The sequence below is a fragment of the uncultured Microscilla sp. genome, from assembly GCF_947493425.1.
GTDB lineage: Bacteria > Bacteroidota > Bacteroidia > Cytophagales > Microscillaceae > Microscilla.
On the sequence record NZ_CANLRP010000107.1, the window covers coordinates 23,263 to 30,977 of the forward strand.

A 7,715-nucleotide genomic window follows, 5' to 3' on the forward strand; every position below is an offset into this window, starting at 1 on the left:
ATTTAAAGATGTTATAAATCAACAACACTCTATCTTGTACTAAAAAACTTCACAAAAGTTTTATTTTTTAGATAAACAGTAGATAGAGTGTTGTTTAATGTATATATAAGACAGATTTAAATCATTTGTAGTTGTATTATTTTGACAATTAAAGTAGTTAATAGTTTAGTTTGCCCCAAAAAAACCTGCATGTTTACTCCTCTGATTCTTTCTGAGGAGGCGTTGCAACATCTTTTTGGTGTTGAATCTCGTTGGGTGCCCGCCAACCAAAAAGTTTGCGAATAAAGCCATGATAAATCTCTACAAAGATACCAGAGAAAATCACCCCAAGCAAACCTGCCCCCAAATCCATTTTAGTATCTGTTTTGAAAAACACCATGATCATAAGCCCCAATATACCCAATACAATCAGCGCCTGAATAAGAATGGTAAGGGCATCATACCAAATGCCTACTTTGATAAAAATATAAGAGAAAATCATCACTGTAATTAACACAATGAAAAAGCTAATGATATTGTTCAACCAGGGAGGTGTATCGTTTATAAAATCGCCCTTAAGTATCATAGATATAATGTTGGCGTGTACTACTACTCCGTACATGTCAGGCGCACTACGTCCCATATAGTTTTCGTTCAACGGGGTATACAGTTTGTCATCAAATGAGCGGCTCTGCAACGATGAACCCATAAAACCTAACAGCACGATCTTGTCTTTAATCACCGCGTTGGGTTCAAACTGTTGCGTCATTAATTGCTCTACGTCTAATACATTAAACTTGGTAGCTCCATCAATACTTACATTTCCTCTAAAGTTGATCCACTCAAAGTTACGGTTACGGGCTAAAAACGCTTTGGCTTTCTTAGGAGCATAAATCTGGGCAATTTTTACCCCAAAAGCATATTCATACGCTGAAGTGTTCTTTCTTTGGGCTTTTTTAAGGCCTACAGTATCCATTTGTTGCCCATCATCTATGATCACTTTCGCCGTTTTTTCTTTAGGGCTAAACGATCGTACCGAAGTGAGGTCAAGTTGGTTGCCCTTGCCCTTGGTAATAAAGTTGGCGAAGGCAGTATAGGCATGTTGAGTGAATAAATTGTAGGATGTTTTGACATAATCTCTTTTTTTAACTGTTGAGTCAGCATTGGGCTGCAAGTCGCTCACCATCACCAGATTTTTAACTTGTGAAAATGCTTGTGCCAATGGTATGTCTTGTAAAGAGTCACGTGCCAGTTCAAGTTGCACATCAAAACCTATTACCTTGGGGTTGTGCTGGTTAATAATATTGATCATAGTAGCAAGCTCTGCCCTTGAAAGCATCCCAATGTTGATTACTGTAATGTTGGTATCAGCTTTTTGTGGTCCCCTCAATTTAGAAAATACCAGGTCAGTCAAATCAAAATCGGAAAAAGCATCTTCGAGCGGGTTTAAAAACTCAATGTTTCTTAATACGGCAGTTTGTCGCACTGTAATCACAACAATTGCCATCAGCAACATAATAATGAACCCATGTATAAATGAACGTCCCAGTCGTTTTAACATAATTAAAAAGTGAAATCAGGTTATTTGATAAATGTAAGTCTTGATATGATAGCTACTGAGTTTTATCAGGCTAACAGTAAGGTAGTGAATTGATGGTTTTTATTTTTTGAATATATTACTTTTTTTCAAGCAATTAAAATACTAAACTCACGAAACTTAATAAAAAAGAGAAATACTTACATGGCAATAAGACGAAAAAAACGTCTGGATATTTCACAATATGTGGAGGGAATCCTCCAGCAAGACCGGGTAAGGCTCAGCCAAGCCATTACACTAGTAGAAAGCACCTTGGAGGAAGACCGATCGTTAGCGCGGCAACTTATTGAACAATTGCTCCCCTACACAGGCAAGGCAGTACGCATTGGTATTACAGGAGTACCAGGTGTGGGCAAAAGTACTTTTATAGAAGCATTGGGAGAATACATCGCCCAACAGGGCAAAAAACTGGCGGTACTGGCGGTAGACCCTAGCAGTCAACGCTCACGCGGGAGCATTATGGGCGACAAAACCCGCATGGAACTATTGGCTGCCAACCAAAATGCTTACATCCGCCCTTCGCCAGCGGGCACGTCGCTAGGTGGGGTGGCAAGCCGTACCCGCGAAACGATGTTGTTATGTGAGGCTGCCGGATTTGAGGTAATTTTTATAGAAACAGTGGGCGTAGGGCAATCGGAAACGGTGGTGCACGGCATGGTTGATTTTTTCTTGTTATTGATGCTTGCTGGAGCCGGCGATGAGCTTCAGGGCATCAAAAAAGGGATTATGGAGATGGCAGATGTGGTGGCCATTACCAAAGCCGATGGCGACAATCAACAAAAAGCAGAATTTGCCAAAGCCGAATACCAAAGTGCTTTGCACTTGTTTCCTCCTGCCGCCAATGGTTGGTTTCCTAAGGTAGTTACCTGTTCGGCGCTCCATAATGAGGGCATTGACCATATTTGGAATTTGACTAATGAGTATATTGAGCACACCCAACAAAACAAGTATTTTGCTGAGCGCCGAAGGGAGCAAAACTTGCGTTGGATGTACGAAACTATTCGCCAAACCCTTGAAGAACAGTTTTTTCACAACAAGGCAGTGCTGGAAAAACTCCCTCAGATTACCCAACAAATTAACGAAGGAGCTTTGCCTCCGCTTACTGGAGCACAAGTATTACTTGATTTGGCAAAAAAATAGTCCTCTATATTTGTGGCTCTACCCATACACTGGTCAATTGTAAAATAAGGTCATGATTTTCGGGCTCGGCAGTATCGGCAAGGTCATAGAGTTGGTCAACATATTCAGGGCGGATAAACAAACGATAACCTACCAGGTGTTTTACAATGATGCGTTTACTGACCAGGCGCTGAATAGATTTTTTCTTTTTATTTTTTTTCAAAAACTGTTCATCATTGATCCAAATAGCCCGCTGTCGCATAAACTTTTTTTGGCGGCGGTGGTGCTCATCATAATAAAATTCATGCAAGGTATACTCAAAAAATATATCTGCGATTACCTTGCGCTCGTGCTCGGTAAGTTGTAAGAGTGGAGAGGTAACCATGTAATGACTGTTTTTTAGGGCAACCTGACAAAGTTCCAGGCTGTATGTTGACATCGTTGTTCGAAATTAATTATATTTTTTTATTCCAACAATCAAGCAAGGGCTTTGTATAATTATTTTTGGTTAACTTATTCACTCGAAGAGATATTAACAACGACCAACACTGTTTGAAAACCTAACAATGATGCAACTATGAATACTAAATTTTTGGCAGATAGAGCAGAGGTACACTTCAACACCTCTACTCATTTATATATTATACTGGTGTCTGTACTGGTACTGATTGTGGGCATTTTGGTGTTAAAAAAACTAGACGCACCCAATAAATACATCTTACCATTGATGGGCACCATGGGCATTGTCATTGGGTGTATTTTTTTGTTCACCCAACAAAACTTAAGGCTGGTAATTGATAAAAAAACTCAAACCATTCAAATACAGGAAAAAACCAAGCAGGGGTTATTGACCTCTACCCTACCCTTTGACAATTTTAACGCCCTGATAGTGCAAAGGGCAGTGTCGATAAGCCGCAACAACAGCTCTGGCACTTCAAGCAAAAGCGTGAGTTTTCAGGTACAACTTAAGCGCAATGATGGAGCTATGGTAAAGTTGACCACTTATAGTCAGATAAACAATGCCTACGAGTTTGTAAGTAAACTCAAAAAAATAGTGCCCTATCAGGTGTATATCATAGATGCACCAATGGAAGAATACAAAACGGGCGTGCAAAAACTCAAACAATTGGAGGGAGCACAAGTACTCAACGATTATACCCCGTTGCTCAAGTCACACCTGACCACTCAACAAACCCCGGCAAAGATTCAACTGCCTGCCTCACCCGGGTTTGATAAAACCCAAAACGCTGAGGGAACCACCTACCAGTGGAGCAATCGCAAAAACATCGCTGTAATGCTGCTTGGGGTTATTTTTATCACAGGGTTTATATTTCTTATTCAACTCATTGACCATAAAGGGGTACGCCTGGGAGCCAATGTATTTATGGGGCTTATATGTTTGGCAATGGTGGCAGGACTCATTAATAGTGCCTTTGGTACCAGTTACTTACACTTGGGCAAACAACAGCTTGCTTACAAAAGCGTGCTATTTGGCAAAACGATTAGTAGCCAAAGCTGGAACTACAGCCAACTTGCCGAGATTATGAGTGAACTGGGTACTCAGGGCGACCAAAGTATTCAGCTGAGCAGTAAAAAAGGGCAAGACTTATTGCACCAACTGGCGCATAGTTCCCCCGAAAACCTGGTCAGTCAAATGCTGGGGCTTATCAGCCATTATAAATCTTATTTTATGACTATAGATGTGAGCGGTTTGTTATTGAGCGAACGCTTGTACTTAGAACTGGAAATAGCCAAGAAAATGGCTCAACCTCAAATCGAATCATCACAATAATGCCTTTTACTTTTTCACATCCTGCGCTTATACTTCCGCTTACTTACTTACCTAAGCATTGGGTTTCCAGCTCGGCACTGGTCATAGGTAGCCTTGTGCCAGATTTTGAATATTTTTTGCGTATGCGTATCAATAGCCAGTACAGCCACACTATACCAGGGTTGCTGTGGTTCGACTTGCCATTGGGTTTGTTGCTCACTCTGGTATTTCATCAGATAATACGTAATGTACTCATTGATAACCTGCCATTTTTTCTAAAGTCGCGCGTATATCATTGCAAAGGGTTCAACTGGTGGGCTTATATGCGTAAACGGTGGTGGGTGGTGATCATTTCTTTGCTCATTGGTTCTGCTTCGCACCTGCTTTGGGATAGTTTTACCCACGAACATGCTATTTTTGTAGACTTATTTCCCTCTCTTAATACCCCGTACCGCATATTGGGACACTTGGTGCCTGCCTATCGTTTGGTACAACACTTAAGCACGCTGGCAGGTGGCATTGTCTTGGGTTGGGCAGTTTGGCGAATGCCCCAAAATTTTGCTGTAAAAGCCAGTTTTAACTCTAGTTTTTGGGACGTTTTTGTATTGGTTACTTTGCCCATATTTGCTGCAAGGTTGTTTTTCAGGGATGGTTACCTCATTGGTAACATAGTAGCAAGTGTGATAGCAGCGGGGTTGGCGGGGTTGGTCATCACCTCAGTGGTATACAAGCAATTGTACAAAAACAAAAAGGAGTAACTTTCTATCAAAGCTACTCCCTTATTTATTTTACGCTCTCTTGTGAGCTATACTTCTTATTATTTACAGCTAAAACCTTGTCCTTTATTTAGGCTGCTCAAGCAACAAAAACTCTTTGGTTACCAAGTAGTTGAACGGAAAAAAATTGACGTTCAAGTTTTTCATTAAAGGCAATTTATTCAAAATACTATGCGTTTTACGACTGGTAAGTTTTAAATGAGTCGAAGCAATCACTTTTTTCATTTTTTTGTGGGTCAAGTGATTCAAGCCTTTGTATACACTCACCAGGTCAGACTCAAGGTCGCCTACTATAGTGCGGTTGTTCTTTGCAATGCGATTCATCAACATTTTTTCGGGCAAAAACTGGCACCAATAAATACCTACGTCTTTGGTTACGTGTGAAGCATAAGGACCTGCCCAAGGTGGGTAGGTTACAAATATTTTCCCGTTTTCGGTCAAGTGTTGGCTCACTTGCTTGAATATTTCGGTGAGTATAGGCAATTGAATGTGCTCTACTACATCGTTGAAGAAAATGTAGTCAAAGCGTTCATCATCGCGCAAGGGGTCATCCAAAATATTACGTTTTTCGCAGACAATGTTAGGAATATTGTGTTTGTTTATCAAATGTTCGGTAATCTTGATATGGTGCGAATCAATGTCTAAACCGTATACCTGGCAATTGTCGTAAGCAGTGGCGTACCATAGTGCCATGCCTCCCATACCACAACCAAAATCAAGTACTTTTTTATTGCTCAGGTCAAACTGTTGCTTGATCAGCATTTTGTCTAAATACAAATGAGAGTCTACGTCTTCGGTAAAGTTTTTCTCTGCGTAAGCGACTCCTTCATCAAATTGCTCGCTAGTTAACATTACAAATGTTTATTTATAAGATATTAAAAATTGTGCAAAGTTAAGCTTTATCTGGCACTCTAGCCAAATATAGCGCTTCATTTTGTACAACTTCAAGAAATGTTTTGCGGGAGAATACAAGCAAAAAACAGGCTTGTTTGGCTTTACTGTGACTTTTTTTGCAAAAAAGCATTTTTTTAAATCTGAATAAAAACAGACAAGCCCATAAAAACTCTATCAGAAAGTTTTTTTGATAAAAATGAAGTAAGGGGGGAGAGATTTGCCCTATCCAATGTACTTACTTATGAAAACAATTACCATCAGGCAAAATAGATAGTATAGCTTTAAAACGAAAAAAGATTAATAATTCCCTCAATATTTTTGATAAAAGCACACTGATTATTCAGGGTGTTTTTTTTTGCTTTAGGAATATGCAAAAAAGTAACTTTTCACTGCTCGTCAACAGGAGTAAGTTCATTATTAAGGGTACTTTTACTTAGGCTAGACTCAAATCAGCTTTGACAAAACTTTCCCAAGGTGGTTTTAGCTTGCTATGCAAGGAAGTCTGAAAACTTCCATTTATTCAAGCTTTCAAGTCTCCTGCGGAAGACTTGAAAGAGCGAGATGTAGACGGAAGCGCTAACTGACCTTAACCTTGCAGATCAGTGGAGCAATGGAAGCGTGGCTAAGTATTTGCAAAATTTTTTGCAAACCATGGAACAATGCAGAGCCCAAATCTACCCGAAAACAGAAGTGTTGTCTGTTTACGTGCTCAACCTCCCCCAGGCTATGGATAAATCCTGCATGTGGTTGGTTATTCTCCAGCAAATCCTCATTCAACTCCCCCCAAGTAGCCAGCTCTTGGTCAAGTACCTTGTACAGTATCTCTTCAGTTTTAGAGGGAGGTGCTTCTGTAAATTCAATATACAGGTGAACATCAGGTAACGGAGCTTCCCAGTATTCTATTATAAAGGGAAAAGGAGTGGTATCAAAAGGTAAGGGCAACGGATACCCAAATTGCTTAAATATTTGTTGTGCAGGGAGTTGTTGCCACTCAAACCGAATTTCACCTGCCTGTATATCATCTTGAGGGAAAATTTGACGACCTGTAGGAATACTTTGCCACCCAATGCTTATAGAGTAGGCTGGTCCAGCTGGCGCTGATAAGTTACAGGCAAGTATAGAAACACCTTCTAAAAATTTGATAGTGAAACTCCTTTCTATAACCGAAGTAGGAGTCAACGCGAATCGATGGATGTCGACCCCTTGAGTAAGTTGACGAAACTCGCTGGTGAGCTGCTGATCCATTGCCTGCATAAACTGAGGTGATGCCTGAGTAGTTTGGGCAAAAACGCTAAAGCAATTGAGCATAGTTTGTAGTAAGTTTAGCGGGTGGCTGCTTTTATAAGCATATTTTGCTGAGTGGTATTTTTTCACATGAAACAAGTTTTTGACCTGCGAAAGGTCAGTATATAACAAAAAAATAGAGTGAAAAAGATGTTACTTGGTAAAATGCTAAATAATACAGAACACCCTTTATCACTCTTGGACGAATTTAAGGAGTATTTTCCAAATCATCGTCCTGCCCTTGTAAAAAATTTGTTCGTCACGAGTGCGGCTATATTTGCAGCCCGTACCCCTA

Annotated in this window: 7 protein-coding genes; 3 read left to right on the plus strand and 4 right to left on the minus strand. The window is 40.2% G+C overall.

Translation table 11 applies throughout. The annotated features are described in order from the left end of the window. Positions 1-193: 193 nt before the first annotated feature. Positions 194-1,540, minus strand: a complete 1,347-nt coding sequence (locus tag Q0954_RS22625) for a CHASE2 domain-containing protein (RefSeq protein WP_299460715.1) — start codon at positions 1,538-1,540, stop codon at positions 194-196. A 180-nt stretch (positions 1,541-1,720) separates the two neighbouring features. Between Q0954_RS22625 and meaB the strand changes: the two genes are divergently transcribed. After that, complete coding sequence (gene meaB / locus Q0954_RS22630; protein WP_299460717.1) at positions 1,721-2,716, plus strand: methylmalonyl Co-A mutase-associated GTPase MeaB; 996 nt, start codon at positions 1,721-1,723, stop codon at positions 2,714-2,716. Positions 2,717-2,720: 4 nt separating this feature from the next. On the opposite strand, the gene Q0954_RS22635 is transcribed toward meaB, so the two are convergent. After that, complete coding sequence (locus Q0954_RS22635) at positions 2,721-3,134, minus strand: hypothetical protein (protein WP_299460719.1); 414 nt, start codon at positions 3,132-3,134, stop codon at positions 2,721-2,723. 138 nt (positions 3,135-3,272) lie between these two features. Between Q0954_RS22635 and Q0954_RS22640 the strand changes: the two genes are divergently transcribed. Next, positions 3,273-4,487: a hypothetical protein gene (locus tag Q0954_RS22640; RefSeq protein ID WP_299460721.1), complete on the plus strand. Its 1,215-nt coding sequence runs from the start codon at positions 3,273-3,275 to the stop codon at positions 4,485-4,487. Then, positions 4,487-5,224: a DUF4184 family protein gene (locus tag Q0954_RS22645; RefSeq protein ID WP_299460723.1), complete on the plus strand. Its 738-nt coding sequence runs from the start codon at positions 4,487-4,489 to the stop codon at positions 5,222-5,224. Before Q0954_RS22640 ends, Q0954_RS22645 begins: the two co-directional genes overlap by 1 nt. An 84-nt stretch (positions 5,225-5,308) precedes the next feature. On the opposite strand, the gene Q0954_RS22650 is transcribed toward Q0954_RS22645, so the two are convergent. Continuing rightward, positions 5,309-6,094: a bifunctional 2-polyprenyl-6-hydroxyphenol methylase/3-demethylubiquinol 3-O-methyltransferase UbiG gene (locus Q0954_RS22650; RefSeq protein ID WP_002697866.1), complete on the minus strand. Its 786-nt coding sequence runs from the start codon at positions 6,092-6,094 to the stop codon at positions 5,309-5,311. A 618-nt stretch (positions 6,095-6,712) separates the two neighbouring features. Continuing rightward, positions 6,713-7,444, minus strand: a complete 732-nt coding sequence (locus Q0954_RS22655) for a hypothetical protein (RefSeq protein ID WP_299460740.1) — start codon at positions 7,442-7,444, stop codon at positions 6,713-6,715. Positions 7,445-7,715: the final 271 nt, after the last annotated feature.